We start from the raw sequence: 19,149 nt of genomic DNA on the forward strand, positions 1-19,149 counted from the left end.
CGGGTCGGCGGGCGGCGGGTCGGCGGGCGGCGGGTCGGCGGGCGGCGGTTCGGCGGCCGGACCTGCCGGACGCGCGGCGGCCGGGCCCGTGGGCGCCGGATCCGTGGGCGCCGGGCCGTCGGTGGTGGCGGTACGCGATGGACGGGCCCCCGGTGCCGGCCGGGCGGGCCGCTCCCGCGCCGGTCGGGCCGGGGTGCCGCCGCGCGGCCCCTCACCGACCCCACCCGCGCCGGCCGGCGTCGGCGTCGTCCCCCACTCACCCGGCGCGGGTACGCCCGGCGGGCGGATCGGCCGACGCCCGCCACCGGCCTCGGACTCGCCCGGCTCCTTGGCGCCCGGCCACGGCTTCGCCACCCGGGAGGCGAGCACGAACTCCTTGCGCAGCGGGTGCCCCTCGAACTCGGGCGGCAGCAGCAGCGGCGCCAGCCCGGCGTGGCCGGGGAAGTCGATGCCGAACATCTCGTGCGTCTCCCGCTCGTGCCAGGCGGCACCCGGGTAGACGTCGACCACCGAGGCGACCGCCGGGGTCTCCCGGGGCACCCGGGTACGCAGCAGCAACCCGTGCCGGCGGGTCGTGGACCAGAGGTGCGCCACCACGTCGAAGCCACCGGCGAGCTCGTCGACGGCCGAGAGCCAGTCGAAGTAGTCGCAGGCCAGCTCGGCGTCGTCGCGGGCCGCACGGAGCGCGTCCGGCCAGTTCGCCGGCGGTACGTCGACGGTGGCCCGCGCGTACGCCTGGCCGCCGGAGACCGACGGGGTCGCCTCGGCGGGCGCGAGCAGCGCGACCATCCGCTGGCCGACCTCTTCCGGAGTCATGCCGCTGATCCTAGGTCCTCCCCCACACCCCCCACCCAACCAAACACCCCCGCCCCACACCCCCAGCCTCCACCCCGCCCCGGCCCCCACGCGCCCCTGCCCGGTCGGGGCGGGGAGGTCGGGGCGCGGGGGCGGGGCGGGGCGGGGGATCGGGGAGTTCAGCCTGCGGGGGGACGGGCGGCGGGGAAGGATGGGGGCGTGCGCGCTGTGACTGTCAACCCGGGTGTCGCCGACTCCCTGCGGCTGGTCGAGGACCATCCGGAGCCGCTGCCCGAGGAGGGCGCGATCCTGGTCGAGGCACTGGCGGTGGGGATCTGCGGCACCGACCACGAGATCATCGCCGGCGAGTACGGCGAGGCGCCGCCCGGCGCGGACCGGCTGGTGCTGGGGCACGAGTCGCTGGGCCGGGTGCTGGAGGACCCGTCGGGCACCCTGCAACCCGGTGACCTGGTGGCGGGCGTCGTCCGGCATCCCGACCCGGTGCCCTGCCCGAACTGCGCGGTCGGCGAGTGGGACATGTGCCGCAACGGTCGGTTCACCGAGCACGGCATCAAGGCCCTGCCCGGCTTCGCCCGGGACCGCTGGCGGCTGCAACCCCGCTTCGCCGTGGGGCTCGGCCGGTCCCTCGCCCCGGTCGGCATGCTGCTGGAACCGACCAGCGTGGTGGCGAAGGCGTGGGAGCACATCGAGCGGATCGGTGCCCGCGCGGAGTGGCAGCCGCGGACCGTACTGGTCACCGGGGCCGGGCCGATCGGCCTGCTGGCCGCGCTGCTGGCCACGCAGCGCGGGCTCGCCGTGCACGTGCTGGACCGCAACACCACCGGGCCGAAGCCGGGCCTGGTCCGGGCGCTCGGGGCGACCTACCACACCGGGTCCGTCTGCGAGCTGGACTTCGAGCCGGACGTGGTGCTCGAGTGCACCGGGGCGCCGGTCGTCGTCCTCGACGTGATGTACAAGGCCGCCCCGACCGGCATCGTCTGCCTGACCGGCGTGTCCAGCGGCGGGCGGACCATCGACCTCGACGCCGGGGCGCTCAACCGCTCCCTGGTGCTGGAGAACAACGTGGTGTTCGGTTCGGTGAACGCCAACCGCCGGCACTGGGACCTCGCGGCCGCCGCGCTGGCCCGCGCCGACCCGTCGTGGCTCGACGCGCTGATCACCCGCCGGGTGCCGGTGGAGGCGTACGCCGAGGCGTACGCCCCCGAGCCGGACGACATCAAGGTGGTGCTGGAGTTCGGCTCCTGACCCCCGCTCAGAGGCCGGGCAGCCGGCCGTTGCGGAACAGGTCGACGAAGAGCTGGTGGTCCTGCCGGGCGCGGACGCCGTACGCGTGGGCGAAGTCGACCAGGTGGGCCACGAAACCGGGCTCGTCGGCGTCCACCGCCGCCACGATCGCCTCCTCGGTGGAGTAGTCGACCAGGTCGTGGCTGGACTCGTCGTCGGCCACCGAGTGCATCCGGGCGACCGCCCGGCCCAGGTCGGCCAGCACCCCGGCCAGCTCCTCCGGCTCGTTCACGTCGGCCCAGTCGAGGTCGGCCGCGTACGGGGAGACCTCGGCGACGAGCTGGCCGGCCCCGTCCAGCTCGGTGAAGCCCAGCCACGGGTCGGCGTGCGCCTGCAGGGCGCGCTGCGACTCGGCGGTGCGGTGCCCCTGGTGCTGGAAGTAACCGGCGACCGACTCGTCGGCGATGTGCCGGGCCACCGCCGGCACCTGGGCCTGCTTCATGTAGATGACGACGTCGTTCTCCAGCGCCTGGGTGTGCCCCTCCAGCAGGAGGTTGTACGACGGCAGCCCGGCCGAGCCGATGCCCACCCCCTTGCGCAGCACCACGTCCTTGATCTGGGTGGCCACGGGGCGGAACTGGGTGGAGGAGGCCGGCAGCGTGCCGAGGTAGTCCTCGAACGCGGCGCAGACCCGCTTCCGGGTCTCGGCGTCGATCTCGAAGACGCCGTCGCCCAGGGAGAAGCGGCGCTCGTAGTTGTCGATGGTGGTCTGCGTGGCGAGCAGGTCGACGCGGGTGTTGAGCCGTGCCTGCTGCAGCACCCGGCGGAGCACCCCGTCGGCGTTGTCGAGCGTGATCGAGCCGATCGCGTCGTCGCCACCGTCGGCGATGGCGCGCAGCTCGGTCAGGTACGACCGCGCGAAGCCGGTGACCAGGTCGCTGATCGCCCGGTCGGAGAGCGCCTTGGCGTAGCCGAGCAGCGCCACGCTGGCCGCCAGCCGCTTCAGGTCCCAGCTGAACGGCCCCACGTACGCCTCGTCGAAGTCGTTGACGTTGAACACGAGCTGCCCGGAGGCGTTCATGTACGTGCCGAAGTTCTCCGCGTGCAGGTCGCCGTGGATCCACACCCGGCTGGTGCGGTCGTCGAGGAACCGGTCGTCGGCGAAGTCGCCGACCTGGTCGGCGTAGAAGAGCGAGGCGCTGCCCCGGTAGAACGCGAACGGTGACGCGGCCATCTTGCGGAACTTGCGCCGGAAGGCGGCCGGGTCGAGCGCCATCGACGCGCCGAACTCCTCGGTGAGCACGTCGACGATGTGGGCGGAACGCTGGTCGGCGGAGTGGTTCATGGTGCGCAGGCTAGCCCCCGGCGGCCAACCCGGGCTCTCGTCCGACCGGACGGTACGGCTCAGGAGTTGGGCGGGCGTGCGGCCTCAGGAGGTGGGCGGGCGGACCGGCGGGGCGGTCAGCGACTCCGCCGAGCGCGGGAGGGCGCCGGTGTGCCCGGCGTCGGACGGCGCGGCGTCGACCGGCGCGGCCAGCGCGTCCGGCCGGGGCACGCCCCCGATCCCGGACTGCTCGGCGGCGATCTTCTCCTGCAGGCGCAGAATGCCGTGCAGCAGCGCCTCGGGCCGGGGCGGGCAGCCGGGCACGTAGACGTCGACCGGGATGAGCTGGTCGACGCCCTTCGTCACCGAGTAGGAGTCCCAGTAGGGGCCGCCGCAGTTGGAGCACGCGCCGAACGAGATGACGTACTTCGGCTCGGGCATCTGGTCGTAGAGCCGCTTGATGGCGGGGGCCATCTTGTCGGTGACCGTCCCGGAGACGACCATGAGGTCGGCCTGCCGGGGCCCGTGCGCGAACGGGATCACGCCGAGGCGCATGAAGTCGTGCCGGCCCATGCTGGTGGCGATGAACTCGATCGCGCAGCAGGCCAGGCCGAAGTTGAAGACCCAGAGCGAGTAGCGGCGGCCCCAGTTCAGCACGAACCGGATCGGCTCACCGAGCACTCCCGGCACCTGCACGACCGCCCCCTTCCCGAGCACCGCCACCAGTCAACCACAGCCGCCGACGACGTCGACCGGTCGCTCGGGTGCGCGCCCGGCCGCGGCACCGTCTGGTGAGCGGCACGTAGGTCGACGTCCGCGTGGACGGGTGGTCCGGCGGCGGCGCCCACCGGTTGGGTGGACGCCGCCGTTCACCAGGTGGGGCGTTGCAGCAGGCCGACGAACTCCACCAGCAGCCGTTCGCGCAGCGCGGGCGGCGCGACGTCGAGCAGGGTGTTCACCGTCGCCATCCGCCCCGGCAGGGGCCCGTCCGGCCGGCCGGGGGTGGCGGCCGTGGCGGGGGTGGTGGCCTCGGCCGGGCCGCCCAGTCCCAGCCCGGCTGCCAGGCCCGCGACGAGGTCCGGCGTGAGCGCGTCGGGGGTCAACGCGCCGGCGAGGGCGAGCAGTTCGGCGGGGAGCGCGACCGGCCCGGCGGCCCGCGCGGCGGCCACCGCGTCGGCCAGGTCCGGGCCGAACTCGGCCACCCGGGGCGCCACCGCGGCCGTCACCGTCAGGTGCACGCTGCGCGGCAGGTCGGCGTACGACTGTTGGGGCTGGGTGTGCCAGCCCCGGGCGGCCAGCTCGTCGACCAGGACGAAGAGGTCGAGCCCCGGGTCGGTGGCGGTGAAGCAGACCACGGTCGACTCCGGCTCGGCCATCAGCCGCAGCCCGTCGACCGCGCGCACGGCGTCGGCCAGGCCGGCGACGGCGTCCCGGGTGACGGCCGCGAGCCGCAGGTACCCGTCGTCGCCGAGGTGCCGCAGGGTCGCGTACGCGGCGGCGATCGGCCCGCCGGAGCGGGTGGAGGCGATGACCGGGTTGACCATCGGGTAGCCGGGCCAGTCGGCGTACGCGAAGTACTGCGGGGCGCGCAGCGCCGCATCGCGGTGCAGCAGCACCGACACGCCCTTCGGCGCGTACGCGTACTTGTGCAGGTCCACCGAGACCGAGGTGACCCCGGCGACGGCGAAGTCGAACGGCGGCACGTCGGCCCCGAGCCGGCGCAGGTAGGGCAGCGTCCAGCCCCCGAAGCAGGCGTCGACGTGGCAGCGCACCCCGGCGGCGGCCGCCGCCGCGGCGATCTCGGCGACGGGGTCGACGACGCCGTGCGCGTACGAGGGGGCGGAGCACGCCACCAGCACGGTCTCCGGGCCGATGGCGGCGGCCACGTCGGCGGCGGCCGGCCGCAGCGTCGACGCCGACACGGGCACCGTGTCCACGGCGACGCGCAGGTAGTGCGCCGCCTTGGCGAACGCGGCGTGGGCGCTGGCCGGCACCACGATCCGGGGCGCGGCGATCTCCGGGTGGGCGTCGCGGGCGGCCTTGACGGTGAGGATCAGCGACTCGGTGCCGCCGCTGGTGACGCTGCCGACGACGTCCGGCGCGGTGCTGCCGGGGCCGCCGCCGAGCAGCCGGGCGGCCGCACCGACCAGCGTGTTCTCCATCGCGAGCAGCGACGGGAAGGCGGTCGGGTCGAGCCCGTTGACGTGGGCGCTGCCGGCGTACGCGGCAACGGCCAGCTCGTCCAGCCCCGGCACCGCCGGGTCGTAGACGTACGCGAACAGCCGCCCCCCGTGCGTGGGCCGGTCGGCGGCGCGCAGGGCGCGTACCTCCGCCAGTACCCGCTCGGCGGGCAACCCGTTCACGGGCAGCGCCCGTCGGTCAGCTTCGTCGTCGATCATGGAGTCGTGGTGCCCTTTCCATGCGGGTCAGCGGCTTTCCTCCCCCACCACAACTGCATGATCGGCGGGGTGGGCGTGGGGGGTGGCCAGGCGGGTCGGGGTCAGGTCGTAGGGGCGCAGGAAGAGCACCGCCAGGCCCACCAGGAGGGCGGGGAGGACGGTGAAGCCGAGCAGGATGCCCAGGCGGGCGGTGTCCGACTGGCTGGCCGCCGTGCCGGTGTCGGAGGAGACGTAGCCGCTGAGCTGGAGCACCAGGCCGAAGATGCCCGGCCCGAGGGCCAGCCCGAAGGTCTCGCCGGCCGTCCACACCCCCGTGAAGACGCCGGCCTGCCGCCGGCCGGTGCGCGCCGTGTCGTACGCGATGCAGTCCGGCAGCATGGCGAGGGCGAAGACCTGCTGCCCGGCGTAGCCGACGCCGATCAGCGCGACCAGCGGGTAGACCGCGAGCGCGGGCAGCACCGGGGCGGCGACCAGGGCCAGCGCGCCCACCGCGAAGATCAGCGACGCGGCGACCAGGGCGGCGAGCTTGCCGACCCGCGCCCCGACCCGGGTCCAGAGCGGCATCACCAGCAGCGCCGGCCCGACGAAGCAGGCGAACAGGACGGTCGGCCCGCCCTCGGGATCGCGCAGGATCTGGTCGGCGAAGTAGTTGACCCCGGCGAGGACGGTGGCCACCCCGGCGGACTGCACGACGAAGCAGACCAGCAGCGCCCGGAACGGCCGGTTGCGGGCGGCGACGGCGAGCTGGGCGCGCAGCGTCGGCTCGCTCTCCCCCACCGTTCCGCCGGGCGCGGAGCGGGTGCCGAGGAATGCGCCGAGCGCGCCGAGCACGATCAGCCCGGCGACGAACAGCCCCATCCAGCGGTGCCCGGGGACGCCTCCCCCGCCGGCGTCGCGCACCAGCGGGGCCACCGCGCCGGAGACCAGGATGGCCAGCGCCAGCACCGCGATCCGCCAGCTCATCAGCCGGGTACGTTCGGCGTAGTCGTCGGTCAGCTCGGCCGGCATCGCCACGTACGGCACCTGGAAGAAGGCGAACGCGGTGGCGGTGGCGAGGAAGGCGAGCGCCACGTACGCCCCGGCGGCCGGCCCGGCCCCGAACGGCGCGGCGAAGATGGCGGCGAAGAGCACGCCGAGGGCGATCCCGGCGCCCAGCAGGTACGGCCGGCGGGCGCCCCAGCGCGACCGGGTGCGGTCCGAGATCCGGCCCGCGACCGGGTTGACCAGCACGTCCCACGCCTTCGGCAGGAGCACCAGCAGCGCCGCCGCGCCCGCCGCGATGCCGAGGGTGTCGGTCAGGTACGGCAGCAGCAGCAGGCCGGGCACGGTGCCGAAGGCGCCCGTGGCCAGCGATCCGAGCGCGTAACCGGCGTGTACCCGGCGCGGCAGCGCGCCAGCGACCGGACCAGCTCCACCCGACGGCGCGTCCATGGCGCCGAATGTTACTCACGTTATGGCGCGGGTCACATCCCCTCCCCGGGGGACCAGCTCGCCGTCATGTCCACCCCGGCACTGCGCAGCGGCGTGCCCTCGGCGCGCAGCCGCTCCCGCGCCTCCCGTTCGTGACCGGGCGGCAGGCGGCCGGCCGCGTTCACCACCCGGTGCCAGGGCACTCCCCCGCCGTGCCGGGCCATGATCGCCCCGACCAGGCGCGCGGAGGCCCGCCCCGAGCGTTCGGCCAGCGCGTCGGCGACCGCCCCGTACGACATCACCCGGCCCGGCGGGATCCGCTCGACGAGTTCCAGCACCGCCTCGACGTACTCGTCAGGTCTCACGACCGGCCACGATATGAGAACGCGCCGGGGCGCGCCGGGACCGACCACGCAGAATGGGCGGGTGCGTGACGTAGTCACGGCGGCCCGGCGGGTCGTCGTCAAGATCGGATCCTCCTCGTTGACCACCGCCGCCGGCGGGCTGGACGACGAGCGGGTCGACGCGCTCGTCGGCACCCTGGGCGCGCTCGCCGCCCAGGGCCGCGAGGTCGTGCTGGTCAGCTCCGGCGCGATCGCGGCCGGCCTCGCGCCGCTGGGGCTGTCCCGGCGCCCGCGCGCCCTGGCCACCCAGCAGGCCGCCGCCAGCGTCGGGCAGGGCCTGCTGATCGGCCGGTACGCCGCCGCCTTCGCCCGCCACGGGCTCACCGTCGGGCAGGTCCTGCTCACCGTCGACGACGTGACCCGGCGGGCGCACTACCGCAACGCGTACCGCACCCTGCGCAAGCTGCTCGACCTGCGGGCGGTGCCGATCGTCAACGAGAACGACACGGTCGCCACGGAGGAGATCCGGTTCGGCGACAACGACCGGCTGGCCGCCCTCGTCGCCGCCCTCGTCCACGCCGACCTGCTGGTGCTCCTCTCCGACGTGGACGCCCTCTGGACCGGCGACCCCACCCGGGCCGGCTCGAGCCGGATCAGCGAGGTGCACGACGAGCGGGACCTGACCGGGGTGGACGTCGGCGGGGCCGGCCGGGCCGGGGTGGGCACCGGCGGCATGGTGACGAAGGTGGAGGCGGCCCGGATCGCCACCGGTTTCGGCATCCCGGTGGTGCTGACCGCCGCGCCGCTGGCCGCCCCGGCACTGGCCGGCGAGCCCGTCGGCACCCTGTTCCACCCCAGCCGCCGGCGCCCGACGGCCCGGCTCTTCTGGCTGGCCCACGCCACCTCGCCCCGGGGGCGGCTGCACCTCGACCCGGGCGCGGTCGCGGCGGTGGTGGGCCGGCGCAAGTCGCTGCTGCCCGCCGGGATCACGGCCGTGGACGGCGCGTTCACCGCCGGCGACCCGGTCGACCTGGTCGACGCCGAGGGCGCACCGGTCGCCCGGGGACTGGTCAACTACGACGCGGTCGAACTGCCCGGGCTGCTCGGCCGGTCCACCGGGGAACTCGCCGCGGCCCTCGGCCCGGCGTACGAACGGGAGGTCGTCCACCGCGACGACCTGGTACTGCTGTAGGTGACGGCCCCTTGCCACCGCTTCGGGATGGCAGGGGTCCCGTCCTGACGACTGAGGAGTGGTACGGCGATGAGCGTGAGCGAGCAGGCCCGGCGGGCGCGTACGGCGGCGGAGGCGCTGGCCGTCGCCACGCGTACGGCCAAGGACGCCGCGCTGGTGGCGATGGCCGACGCGCTGGTCGCGCGTACGCCGGAGATCCTGGCCGCGAACTCGGCGGACCTGGCGGCCGGACATGAGGCGGGACTGAGCGAGGCCGTGCTGGACCGCCTCGCCCTCGACGCGGGTCGGGTCGCCGGCATCGCCGACGCCCTGCGGCAGATGGCCGCGCTGCCGGACCCGGTGGGCGAGGTGGTCCGGGGCTCCACCCTGCCCAACGGGCTGCAGCTGCGCCAGATCCGGGTGCCGTTCGGCGTGGTGGGCATCATCTACGAGGCCCGGCCGAACGTGACGGTCGACGCCGCCGGCATCTGCCTGAAGTCCGGCAACGCGGCGCTGCTGCGCGGTTCCTCGTCGGCCGCCAGTTCCAACGCCGCCCTGGTCGCCGTGCTGCGCGACGCGGTGACCGGTGCCGGTCTGCCGGCGGACGCGGTGCAGCTGCTCGACGCCAGCAGCCGCGACTCGGTCAAGGAGTTGATGCGCGCCCGGGGCCTGGTCGACGTGCTGATCCCGCGCGGCGGCGCGTCCCTGATCCGCACGGTGGTGGAGGAGTCCACGGTGCCGGTAATCGAGACCGGCGTGGGCAACTGCCACGTCTACGTCGACGCCGCCGCCGACCTGGAAAAGGCCGTCGCGATCGCGCTGAACGCGAAGACGCAGCGGCTGTCCACCTGCAACACCGCCGAGTCGCTGCTCGTGCACGCGGCGGTCGCCGACGCCTTCCTGCCGGCGATGCTGGCCGCCTTCGCCGAGGCCGGCGTCACCGTGCACGGCGACGAGCGGGTCGCCGCCCACTCCGCCGCGGTGCGACCCGCCAGCGACGAGGACTTCGCCACCGAATATCTCTCCGCCGACATCGCGGTCGCCGTCGTCGACTCGCTCGACGCGGCGGTCGCGCACATCCGGCGGTACGGCACCGGGCACACCGAGGCGATCCTCACCGACTCGACCACCGCCGCCCGGGAGTTCGTGGCCCGGGTGGACGCGGCGGCCGTGATGGTCAACGCCTCGACCCGGTTCACCGACGGCGGCGAGTTCGGCTTCGGCGCCGAGATCGGCATCTCCACCCAGAAGCTGCACGCGCGCGGACCGATGGGCCTGCCCGAGCTGACCTCCACCAAGTACGTGGTCACCGGCGACGGTCACCTGCGCGGCTGACCCTCCCCCACGCTCGCGGGCGCCGGACGGTCGGAAGCCCGACCGTCCGGCGGCGGGGGCGCCGCCGGATCGCGGCTGACCGCTAGTCTGGGTCGGGTTCGGCACGGCTTGTCTTGGGGAGGCGGCATGCTGGGCGAGGGTGCCCTGGAACAGCAGCTGGCGCAAACGCGGGCCGCACTGCGCGAGGTCGGTGGCGCCGCCGCGCCCCGGGAGCGCACGGAGTCGGTGGCCGAGGCCGCCGAGGGCCGGATCCGGGTCACGCTCGGCACCGACGGTCGGTTCAGCGCCGTCGACATCGACCCGCGGGTGCTCCGGGAGGGCTCGGAGTTCCTCGCGGCCGAGCTGCGCCAGGCGGTCAACGCGGCGCTCGACGGTCAGGACGACGGGAGCGCGGCGACCGAACCGATGCCCGACCTCGCCGCGATGACCGCCACCATCGAGCGCCTGCAGGACCAGGGCCTGCGACAGATGCGCGAGATCAGCCAGGCCGTCAGCGAGACGATGCGCAAGCTGCACGGGAGCTGAGCATGGAGAGCCTCGACGTCGACATCGACGCGCTGGGTCGCGGCGCGGACGAGCTGGAACGGGCCAAGGAGTCCGTCCGCCAGGTCTTCGAGGGCTTCCAGGCGACGGTCGGCGGCTACGCCGCCGCCTTCGGCGGCGACGACATCGGGTCGCTGCTGGGCGTCGCCCACCAGGCGTGCGTGGACGCGCTGGCCGAGTGCCTCGGCACCAACATCGCCGAGCTGGAGAGCTACGTCGACGGGCTGCGCGAGATGGCCGACGGCTACCGCGCCGCCGAGGAGAACGCCGCCGCGTCCTTCCGCGCGATCCTCGGCTCGCTGGGCGGCTGAGCCGCCAGACCTACGAAAGGAGCCGCGGTGGGCCTGACGCTCCCGGGGGAACTCGCCTCCCTGCTGTCGATGCTCGGCTACGAGTGGCCACAGTCGGACGAGACGGCGATCTTCCGGCTCGCCGGGGAGTGGACCGGCATGGCCGGCCAGATCTCCGGCTCGGTCGCGCAACTGGAGTCGGCGGCGCGCACGGTGCTCGACAACAACCGGGGCGAGAGCTTCACCGCCTTCGCGGGCGAGTGGAACGACAAGGAGTCGGCCGCCCGCAACGTCGCCGATGTCGCCCGCCCGGCCACCGTCATCGGTGTCGGGCTGATGGTCGCGGCGGGCGTGGTGCTGGCCCTGAAGATCCAGGTGATCGTCCAACTGGCCCTGCTGGCGATCCAGATCGCGCAGGCCATCGCGACGGCGGCGGTCACCTTCGGGGCGTCCCTGCTGCAGATCCCGATCTTCAAGGTGATCACCGGTCTCATCATCGACCAGCTCATCGGCATGGCCGTGGAGACGGTGCTCAATGGCTAGGAAGCGCACCAACCCGCCCCGGCAGACGCAGGCCAGGGGCGCCCGCGTCGTCTCGGCCTACCTGGAGAACGCCGACGTCTTCCGCACCGCCAAGTCGGCCGGCACGAAGCCGAAGGGCCCGGCCGTGCTGGTGCTGAAGAACCGGCCGGACTTCGACCGGCGGGACTTCGACCGCAAGGCCCGCGACCTGCGGCGGCTCGGCCAGGACGGGGCGCTGAAGAAGGCGCCGTCGGACCGGGACAGCAACAAGGTCTACGACCCCGTCACGGGCAAGCGCCGCACCCGCACCAACATCTACCGGGACCGGATGATCCGCAGCCTGACCAAGGACGGCCGGCTGACCCAGGACAAGGGCACCCCGGAGACGAACAAGTACCTGGCCAACAAGAACGTGGTGGATCGCCTCTACGCGGGCAAGGGGCCGATCACCGCCCGGGGCCAGGGTTACGACCCCGACCACATCCAGGAGCTGCAACTGGACGGAACGGACACGTACGATAACCTCAGGCCGATGGACGCCTGGACGAATCGTCAGCTCGGCAGCGACATCTCCGTCGCGCTGCGGGACGTTCCCGAGGGCACCCCGGTCATCGTGAAGGTGATCCCGTGACCAGCCCGCCCGACCCGGCGCGCCTGGACCGGATCCGGGAGAAGCTCGCCCTGCTGCGGCGGCTGGAGGCCGAGCGCGGCTTCGGTGTGGTCATCGGCGAGCCGATCCCGCTGGAACCGATCCCCGACCTGCCCGGCGTGGCCGAGGTCTACGGCCTCTTCGGCCGGCTGGCCGGCGACAACTTCCGCTTCGCCCCGCCCGAGGCGGTCCTCAGCCCGGCCGCCTGGGCGGCCCGCAGCGTGGACGAGGACGACCCGATGGGCAGCCCGCTCGCGGTCGGCCACGAGGTGCACAGCATCCCGCCGGGGCTGCGCGGCGAGATCGGGGCGGGGGCGCCGATCTACCTCGACCCGGAGGATCTCGACGTCTACTGGATGGAGCCGGACGACTACGTCTTCCAGTACGAGCACCCCGACGAGGACGTGGAGTTCACCGTCGTCGCGCCCGACGTGCCGACGTTCTTCGACGAGCACGTGCTCGGTCCCGGCTATCCGGAGCTGGTCGCCGTCGTCCTGGGCCCCGGCGTGCGCGACCGGCGGCTGCGCTCCGGCCCGCACGCCGGCGAGTACGCCGACAACTGGCGACGGCTGCTGATCGCCGCCGACCTGGCGTCCTGACGCCGACCCGGCGTCCGGCGCCGCCGCTTTCCGGCGCCCGCACACCGTCCGCACCCGAGACGCGAAGGACCAACGATGGCCGCTGACCCCCGGTTCCGCTCGCTGTGGAACGAGGACGAGCTCATCCCGTACCCGCGCGAGGCGTGGTTGGAGGGGGGATTCGACCCCGACCTGCTGCCCGCCGGCGACGAGATCCCGCTCGACGTGGCGGTCGTCTACACCGCCTTCCTCGACGGCGACATCGAGCTGTTCGACACGATCCAGCTCACCACCGAGGACGGCTCACTGGACCTGCGCCTGATCGTGGTGGGCGCGGTCGCCGACAACCCCGACCTGCTCTACGTGCTCGACCCGAAGACCGGCGAGATCCTGCAGTTCGACCTGGACCAGCAGGACGTCCAGGCCGTCAACAGCAACTTTCGCACCTTCGTCGAGTTCCTCTACCAGTTCGCGCTCTTCGTGGAGGCCGACGAGGGCAAGCCGGGCCGGGCCGAACGGGCGGAGACGCTGCGCACCGTCCTGGAAAGCATCGACCGCCCCGCGTTCGCCCCGGACGCCTGGTGGCCGCTGGTGATCAGCCAGCTCAGGTGAGGGCGGCCGGGCCGGCGCGCGGCTGACGGGCCGAGGCTCAGCGGCAGGCCCGGATCGCGCTCAGCGTGGTGTGCACGTCGAACTGGTGCCCGTCGTCGCTGGACCACCCGCCGTCGCTGCGCTGGGTCTCGGCCAGCCGCCGCCGCGCCCGCGCCAGCAGCCACTCGTCGCCCTCGATGCCGACGCGGCGCAGCGTCGCGGCCAGCCAGGCCACGTCGCCCGGGGACAGCTCCGGCACCCGCTCGGCGAGGATCACCTGGATCCGCGCCGCCTCGTGGAACATCTCCTGCCGGTGCAGGACCGCCGCGCTGAGCCAACCGGCGGGCAGGAAGGACGGCCAGCCGCCGTCCGGGCGCAGCCGGGCGACGAGCGACTGCGCGGCGGCGTGCACGACGCCCGCGTACGCCCCGCCGACCCGGTGGTCGAGCGGCCCGGCCGCCCGCGCGTCCAGTCCGGCGACGGTCAGCCAGAACCCGGCGCTCGCGGTCAGGTGGAACCCCGCCTCGGGGTCGCCCGGCCGGGCCCACTCGGGGGCGACGTCGGCCAGCGCCGGGTCCTCCTCCCAGCCGCCGTCGGGCAACTGCCGCGCGGCCAGCCAGTCCAGCGCCCGGCGGGCGGCCGGACGGCCGAGCGCACCCAGGTCGTCCAGCTCGGACAGGCGGAAGCAGGTGGCGTCCACGGAGGAGATCGCCCCGCCCAGCGTCGCCGGCCAGCCGCCGTCGGGGCCCTGGCCGACCTCCGCGTCGTCGAGCAGCGCGGGAGCCGGCGACGCGCCGGTGCGTAGTTGGGACAGCCGGGCGCGGTCCACCGCGTCCCCGTGTGCCACGACGAACCCGACCGCCGCATCGATGTCGACCACGGCAGCAACGCTACCTGCGCAAACGCGATTCCGCCTCGGTGGATCGGCCGAGGTCGCCAGGCGCGGGACGGCCCGCCGCGACCTCGGCCGACGGCAAGGTCAGTACGCGGGCAGCGACGGGTCGATCTGCTTGATCCAGGAGAGCACGCCGCCCTGCACGTGCACCGCGTCGCGGAAGCCTGCCGCCTTGAGGGCGGCGAGCGCCTCGGCCGAACGGACCCCGGACTTGCAGTGCAGCACGACCTGCCGGTCCTGCGGCAGCTTGGCGAGCGCCTCACCCGAGATGATCTCGCCCTTGGGGATCAGCGTCGCGCCGGGAATCCGGACGATCTCGTACTCGGCCGGCTCGCGGACGTCGACGAGGAAGATGTCCTTGCCTGCGTCCTGCCACTCCTTGAGCTCCAGCGCGGTGATGGTCGCGTCGAGCACCGCCTCCTGGGCCTCGACCGACACCGCGCCGCAGAAGTCCTCGTAGTCCTCCAGCAGGTCGGTGACGGTGGGGTTCTCGCCGCAGAGCGCGCAGTTCGGGTCCTTGCGAACCTTGATCTTGCGGTAGCTCATCTCCAGGGCGTCGTAGACCATCAGCCGGCCGACGAGCGGCTCCCCGATGCCGGCGAGCAGCTTGATCGCCTCGTTGACCTGGATCGAGCCGATCGACGCGCAGAGCACGCCGAGCACGCCGCCCTCGGCGCAGGAGGGGACCATCCCGGGCGGCGGGGGCTCCGGGTAGAGGCAGCGGTAGCAGGGGCCGTGCTCGGCCCAGAACACCGACGCCTGGCCGTCGAAGCGGTAGATCGACCCCCAGACGTACGGCTTGCCGAGCAGCACCGCCGCGTCGTTGACCATGTAGCGGGTGGCGAAGTTGTCGGTGCCGTCGACGATCAGGTCGTAGCGGGAGAAGATGTCCCGCACGTTCTCCCGGTCCAGCGCCGTGTTGTGGATCTCCACGTTCACCAGCGGGTTGATCTCGCGGATGGAGGCCGCGGCGGACTCGGCCTTGGAGCGGCCGATGTCGGAGACGCCGTGGATGATCTGGCGCTGGAGGTTGGACTCGTCGACGGTGTCGAAGTCGATGATGCCGAGCGTGCCGACCCCGGCGGCGGCGAGGTACATCAGCGCCGGCGAGCCGAGACCGCCCGCGCCCACACAGAGCACCCGGGCGTTCTTCAGCCGCTTCTGCCCCTCGACCCCCACGTCCGGGATGATCAGGTGGCGCGAGTAGCGGCGGATCTCGTCAACGGTCAGCTCGGCGGCGGGCTCGACGAGCGGGGGCAACGACACGGTGGACTCCCCGGAATCGGCTGAAGGCGAACCGAGCCATTGTCGCTCGCACCGACCTCGATCGGCCATGAGGAGCGACACGTCGCCCGAACTGCGGGAAGGGGAATAACTCAGATGCCGGGAACGACCTCGCCGGCGTACCGGGAGCCGTCGACGTACGGCCAGGCGTTGGCCGCGCAGCCGTCCAGGCCGTACGTCTGCTGCTGCATCACCGGCGCGGGCTCGCCGGGCCCCGGGCACGCCTGGTGCACCTCGCCGAGCTCGTGGCCGACCTCGTGGTTGACCACGTAGGCGCGGTAGACCGCCAGCGGCGCCCCGTAGTCGGGGACCGCCTCCAGCCAACGCGCCAGGTTGATGACCACCTGCCCGGGGAGCCGGCAGGAGGTGTAGCCCTCGGTGCTCAGCCCGCCCTCCGCGCACATCCGCTCGGAGGTGTCCGGGGTGGCGAGATAGACGGTGAAGTCGGCGTCGGTCGCCTCGGCCACCCGCCGCAGCCGCAGCTCCTGCGAGGCGGTCCAGCCACGGGGGTCGCCCAGGACCTCGTCGACGGTGGCGGCGAAGGCGGCGACGTCCTGGCCGGCGCCCTGCTCCACGGCCACCCGGTAGTGCAGCAGGGGCCCGTCGGTGCCCCGCACCGGCGAGTCGCCGGGCGCGGCGGTGAAGTCCCCCGTACCCGTGCGGGGGTAGGCCGAAGGCGTCGGCCCCTCGTGCGTCCCCGCCGCGTACGACGTCCGGGTGCCGTCGCCGCCCGCGGGCACGGTCGCCGGGCCGGCGGTCCGGGCCAGCGTCACGGCGGCGGTCGCCGCGACCAGCAGGAGTACGCCGAGCCCCACCACGCGCCGGTCCCGCAGCGGGGAGGCCGGCACCCGCCGGTCGCGGGCCGGCCGGGGTGACAGGGATCGGGGCGGCGGGCGGCGGACGGGGCCAGGCGGGTCGCAAGGGGACGACGACGTCATGAATCGAGCGTCCCACACTAATCGGGCATTACGCCTCGGAAAACCCGAATTACGTTCATCCTTCGGGGCCGCTCCCTCCGGGCCGCGCCCGGCACCGCCCGGTGCAGGTCAGAGCCGGGGGCCCGCGTACCGGCGGCCGTCGCGGTACGGCCAGGGGTTGGCCACGCAGCCGTCGAGGAAGAGCGTCTGCTGCATCATCACCGGCGCCACCCGCCCCCTGCCGGGGCAGCGCTCGTGCCGGTGCCCCAACTGGTGCCCGACCTCGTGGTTGACCACGTACGTCCGGTAGACCGAGAGCGGCACCTTCGCACGGACGAAGTGCGGCACCGAGAGCCGCCAGCGTTCCAGGTTGATGATCACCTTGCCGGGCGCCCGGCAGGACGTGTAGGGCCGCCCACCCACCCGGATGTCCACCCCTCCGGCGGCGCACATCCGGCCCGCCGTCTTCGCCGTGGCGAGGTGGACCGTGAAGTCGTGCCGGGCGTCGGCGCCCACCTGCTGCAACCGCAGCTCGCCGTCGACCCAGCTTCCCGGCCCGGCGAGCGCCCGCTCGACGGCGGCGGCGAACTCGCCCGTGTCCTCGCCGGCACCCGACTCCACGGCGACCCGGTAGCGGCGCAGCGTGCCCGCGTCACCCAGCACCGGGCCCGTCCGGTCGTCGTAGCCGAAGCTGCCCCGGCCCGCCGACGGCACCGGTCCGGGCAGCCGGAACACGGCCGGCGGAGGCGCGGCGGCCGACGGCGACGCGCCCGGCGACGCCGCCAGCGGCGAGGCTGCCGCCGGCGCGAGCACCGGTGCGGGAGCCAGTTCCTCGGCGATGAGCGCCTCCGCCCCGCCGGCGCGCCGGTCGGCGATCACCGCCACCGCCGCGCCGACCGCGATCACCAGCGCGACCAGCTCCACGAGCCGCCGCCGTCGCGCCGGACGGCGGTGCCGCGCACGGGTCAGGTCCACGCCGCCGTCCCGGGCGGGTGATCCGGCCGGGGCACGACGACGGCCCTCGGCGGGAGCCGGGGCGCGGCGTTTCGGGGTGGGGCGACGGGCAGGGGACATCCCGGTCAGCCTGCCACGTCGGACCGCTCCGCGGTGTCCCCCGTTTCGGTGAGCAGGCCCAACACGGCCCGGGCCACCAGGCGCGGCACCTCCAGCTGCGCCACGTGGCCGACGCCGTCGAGCATCAGCAGCCGGCTGTCCGGGACGACCCGCGCCGTCTGCGGGGCCACCCGCACGTCCACCAGCCGGTCGGCCCGCCCCCCGATGACCAGGGTGGGCGCCGCGACCGTCGCGGCGAGCCGCCACAGCGACCCCGACCCCGGCAGGTACGACCGCAGGAAGCTGGAGACCAGCCCACGGAACGTCCGGACGTACGCGGCGGCGTAGTGCGGGACCTCGTGCCGTACCCGGATCTCCTCCAGCGCCTCCTCCCGGCGCTGGTCGCAGATCCGGCTGAGGTCGGCGACGCACGACTCCATCACCTGCTGGGCCATCACCTCGGGCGCGATCTGGGCCAACCGCCAGGCGGCCAGGCGCTCGCCCCGGGGGATCGCCAGCAGCGGCAGCATCCGGCCCTGCAACGAGCGCCGGAAGTCCAGGAACGGCAGGGCCGGCGAGATCAGCGTCAGGCTCCGGACCAGGTCCGGCCGTACGCCCGCCACCTGGACCGAGATCGCCCCGCCCAGCGAGTTGCCGAACAGGTGCACCGGCCCCCGGCCGGAGTGCTCGATCCAGCGGATCACCCGGTCGGCGAAGGCCGGGACGGTGTACCGGCGGCCCGGCTCACTGCGGCCGAACCCGGGCAGGTCGATGGCCTGCCCGTCGAGCCGGTCGGCGAGCAGGTACGCCAGGTCCGTCCAGTTCTGCGACGAGCCGCCGAGCCCGTGCACGTAGAGCGCCGGCTCCGCACCGGGAGCGGTGGCCGGCGTGTCCCGCACGTACGTCACCGTGCCGTCGAGGCGCACCTCCCGCCCCGGCCAGGGCGGCGGCACGGAGTGCTCGGGAAGGAGGTGGTCCGGCCGGAGGGTGGCGCGCTTCATGACTCCAGTCTGCCCGAGGCCGAGCGCCGGGAGCACTCAGGCCAGCAGCGCCTCGATCCGGCGGTTGACCGCGGCCAGGGTGGCCCGGACGACCGCCTGCCGGGGGTCACCGGCCACCAGTGCGGAGCCGACGAGCTGCTCCACCCAGCCGTCGCAGACGAGCAGCACCACGACCGTGGCCACGTCGCAGTTGCCGAAGGGCACCACGGCGGCGTGCTCGACGAAGCAGCGCCCACGGTCGGGGCCGGCGTCGGGCCCACGCTCGCCGCCGCGCAGCAGCTCGTCCACCGCCGCCGCGGCGGCCACCGCGCAGAGCCGCAGCACGTACCCGTCGACGGCCGGCCCGGTCGAGTAGCCGGCGGCGCTCTCCTCGCCGGCGAGCAGGCGTACCTCCACCGTGGCGTCGAGCCCGAAGGTGCTCACCTGGACGTGGTCGATCACCACCCGGGGACCCACGGCGCCGCCGGTGTCCAGCGGGCGCGACGGCGCGGTCTCCGTCGTCGTCACCTGCCCGCCGGAGTACGACGTGCCAGCCGTCGACGGGGCACCGGACGCCGCCCCGGCCGGGGCGGCGGAGACCGAACCCGGTTCCTCCACCGTGGCGCGACCCCGGTGCGGGGCGGCGGGCTGCCGACGTCGGCGCGGGCCCTCGGCCACCGCCTCGGGACGCGCCTGGGCGCGCGTCGGCGGGACCTCCGACGGACTGCCGGCCAGCCTGCCGCCGGGCACCCGGGGCTCGGCGGCCGCCGCCTCGACGGAGCGCGCCGCGGAGCCCGGTGCCCTGGCGTCGACGACGCGCGGCT

Annotated in this window: 20 protein-coding genes and 1 pseudogene; 9 read left to right on the top strand and 12 right to left on the bottom strand. The window is 74.6% G+C overall.

Annotation, left to right across the window (positions count from 1 at the left end):
- The coding region (locus tag V6U77_RS27365; RefSeq protein WP_442934523.1) for an NADH-quinone oxidoreductase subunit C at positions 1-816 on the bottom strand (816 nt) is incomplete at its 3' end.
- Positions 817-1,014: 198 nt separating this feature from the next.
- Here V6U77_RS27365 and V6U77_RS27370 point away from each other — a divergent pair.
- Positions 1,015-2,061 (top strand): glucose 1-dehydrogenase, encoded by a 1,047-nt coding sequence (locus tag V6U77_RS27370; RefSeq protein WP_334609622.1) that lies wholly within the window; start codon positions 1,015-1,017, stop codon positions 2,059-2,061.
- Positions 2,062-2,068: 7 nt separating this feature from the next.
- Here V6U77_RS27370 and V6U77_RS27375 read toward each other — a convergent pair whose 3' ends face one another.
- The 5 genes from V6U77_RS27375 to V6U77_RS27395 all read right to left on the bottom strand — a co-directional run bounded on the left by V6U77_RS27375 (position 2,069) and on the right by V6U77_RS27395 (position 7,538).
- On the bottom strand, positions 2,069-3,385 hold the full coding sequence (locus V6U77_RS27375; protein ID WP_334609623.1) for a DUF2252 domain-containing protein: 1,317 nt from the start codon (positions 3,383-3,385) through the stop codon (positions 2,069-2,071).
- Positions 3,386-3,469: 84 nt separating this feature from the next.
- A complete protein-coding gene (locus V6U77_RS27380; RefSeq protein ID WP_334609639.1) occupies positions 3,470-4,060 on the bottom strand; it encodes an NADH-quinone oxidoreductase subunit B in 591 nt (196 codons plus the stop codon).
- A 173-nt stretch (positions 4,061-4,233) separates the two neighbouring features.
- Positions 4,234-5,763, bottom strand: a complete 1,530-nt coding sequence (locus tag V6U77_RS27385; RefSeq protein ID WP_334609624.1) for a pyridoxal phosphate-dependent decarboxylase family protein — start codon at positions 5,761-5,763, stop codon at positions 4,234-4,236.
- 27 nt (positions 5,764-5,790) lie between these two features.
- Positions 5,791-7,194, bottom strand: a complete 1,404-nt coding sequence (locus V6U77_RS27390; RefSeq protein ID WP_334609625.1) for an MFS transporter — start codon at positions 7,192-7,194, stop codon at positions 5,791-5,793.
- A 32-nt stretch (positions 7,195-7,226) separates the two neighbouring features.
- Positions 7,227-7,538, bottom strand: coding sequence for an MGMT family protein (locus V6U77_RS27395; protein WP_334609626.1), 312 nt, complete (start codon positions 7,536-7,538; stop codon positions 7,227-7,229).
- A 13-nt stretch (positions 7,539-7,551) separates the two neighbouring features.
- On the opposite strand from V6U77_RS27395, the gene proB reads away from it, so the two are divergent.
- From proB to V6U77_RS27435, 8 genes are all read left to right on the top strand, one after another.
- On the top strand, positions 7,552-8,709 hold the full coding sequence (gene proB / locus V6U77_RS27400) for a glutamate 5-kinase (protein ID WP_442934524.1): 1,158 nt from the start codon (positions 7,552-7,554) through the stop codon (positions 8,707-8,709).
- A 69-nt stretch (positions 8,710-8,778) separates the two neighbouring features.
- Positions 8,779-10,023 carry a glutamate-5-semialdehyde dehydrogenase gene (locus V6U77_RS27405; protein ID WP_334609628.1) on the top strand — a complete coding sequence of 415 codons (1,245 nt, stop codon included), beginning with the start codon at positions 8,779-8,781 and terminating at the stop codon, positions 10,021-10,023.
- A gap of 126 nt (positions 10,024-10,149) precedes the next feature.
- The gene (locus V6U77_RS27410; protein WP_334609629.1) at positions 10,150-10,548 is read left to right on the top strand and encodes a YbaB/EbfC family nucleoid-associated protein; all 399 of its coding nucleotides are present in this window, start codon (positions 10,150-10,152) and stop codon (positions 10,546-10,548) included.
- Positions 10,549-10,550: 2 nt separating this feature from the next.
- The gene (locus V6U77_RS27415; RefSeq protein ID WP_334609630.1) at positions 10,551-10,877 is read left to right on the top strand and encodes a WXG100 family type VII secretion target; all 327 of its coding nucleotides are present in this window, start codon (positions 10,551-10,553) and stop codon (positions 10,875-10,877) included.
- A gap of 27 nt (positions 10,878-10,904) precedes the next feature.
- Entirely contained in the window at positions 10,905-11,399 is a 495-nt protein-coding gene (locus V6U77_RS27420; protein ID WP_334609631.1) for a WXG100 family type VII secretion target, read from the top strand.
- Positions 11,392-12,009 (top strand): hypothetical protein, encoded by a 618-nt coding sequence (locus tag V6U77_RS27425; protein WP_334609632.1) that lies wholly within the window; start codon positions 11,392-11,394, stop codon positions 12,007-12,009. Before V6U77_RS27420 ends, V6U77_RS27425 begins: the two co-directional genes overlap by 8 nt.
- Positions 12,006-12,626 carry a hypothetical protein gene (locus V6U77_RS27430; protein WP_334609633.1) on the top strand — a complete coding sequence of 207 codons (621 nt, stop codon included), beginning with the start codon at positions 12,006-12,008 and terminating at the stop codon, positions 12,624-12,626. The genes V6U77_RS27425 and V6U77_RS27430 overlap by 4 nt, the downstream gene beginning before the upstream one ends.
- 75 nt (positions 12,627-12,701) lie before the next feature.
- Positions 12,702-13,217 (top strand): SUKH-4 family immunity protein, encoded by a 516-nt coding sequence (locus V6U77_RS27435; RefSeq protein ID WP_334609634.1) that lies wholly within the window; start codon positions 12,702-12,704, stop codon positions 13,215-13,217.
- A 37-nt stretch (positions 13,218-13,254) separates the two neighbouring features.
- Here V6U77_RS27435 and V6U77_RS27440 read toward each other — a convergent pair whose 3' ends face one another.
- From V6U77_RS27440 to V6U77_RS27465, 6 genes and pseudogenes are all read right to left on the bottom strand, one after another.
- Complete coding sequence (locus V6U77_RS27440; RefSeq protein WP_334609640.1) at positions 13,255-14,136, bottom strand: prenyltransferase/squalene oxidase repeat-containing protein; 882 nt, start codon at positions 14,134-14,136, stop codon at positions 13,255-13,257.
- 39 nt (positions 14,137-14,175) lie between these two features.
- Complete coding sequence (gene moeZ, locus V6U77_RS27445) at positions 14,176-15,357, bottom strand: adenylyltransferase/sulfurtransferase MoeZ (RefSeq protein WP_442934525.1); 1,182 nt, start codon at positions 15,355-15,357, stop codon at positions 14,176-14,178.
- A 110-nt stretch (positions 15,358-15,467) separates the two neighbouring features.
- Positions 15,468-16,223 (bottom strand): DUF3152 domain-containing protein, encoded by a 756-nt coding sequence (locus tag V6U77_RS27450; RefSeq protein WP_334609636.1) that lies wholly within the window; start codon positions 16,221-16,223, stop codon positions 15,468-15,470.
- 198 nt (positions 16,224-16,421) lie between these two features.
- A complete protein-coding gene (locus V6U77_RS27455; RefSeq protein ID WP_334609637.1) occupies positions 16,422-17,267 on the bottom strand; it encodes a DUF3152 domain-containing protein in 846 nt (281 codons plus the stop codon).
- Positions 17,268-17,371: 104 nt separating this feature from the next.
- The gene (locus V6U77_RS27460; protein ID WP_334609638.1) at positions 17,372-18,346 is read right to left on the bottom strand and encodes an alpha/beta fold hydrolase; all 975 of its coding nucleotides are present in this window, start codon (positions 18,344-18,346) and stop codon (positions 17,372-17,374) included.
- 36 nt (positions 18,347-18,382) lie between these two features.
- A pseudogene (locus V6U77_RS27465) lies at positions 18,383-19,149 on the bottom strand (hypothetical protein); the annotation flags it as partial.

The organism is Micromonospora sp. CPCC 205546 (genome assembly GCF_036902715.1).
GTDB lineage: Bacteria > Actinomycetota > Actinomycetes > Mycobacteriales > Micromonosporaceae > Micromonospora.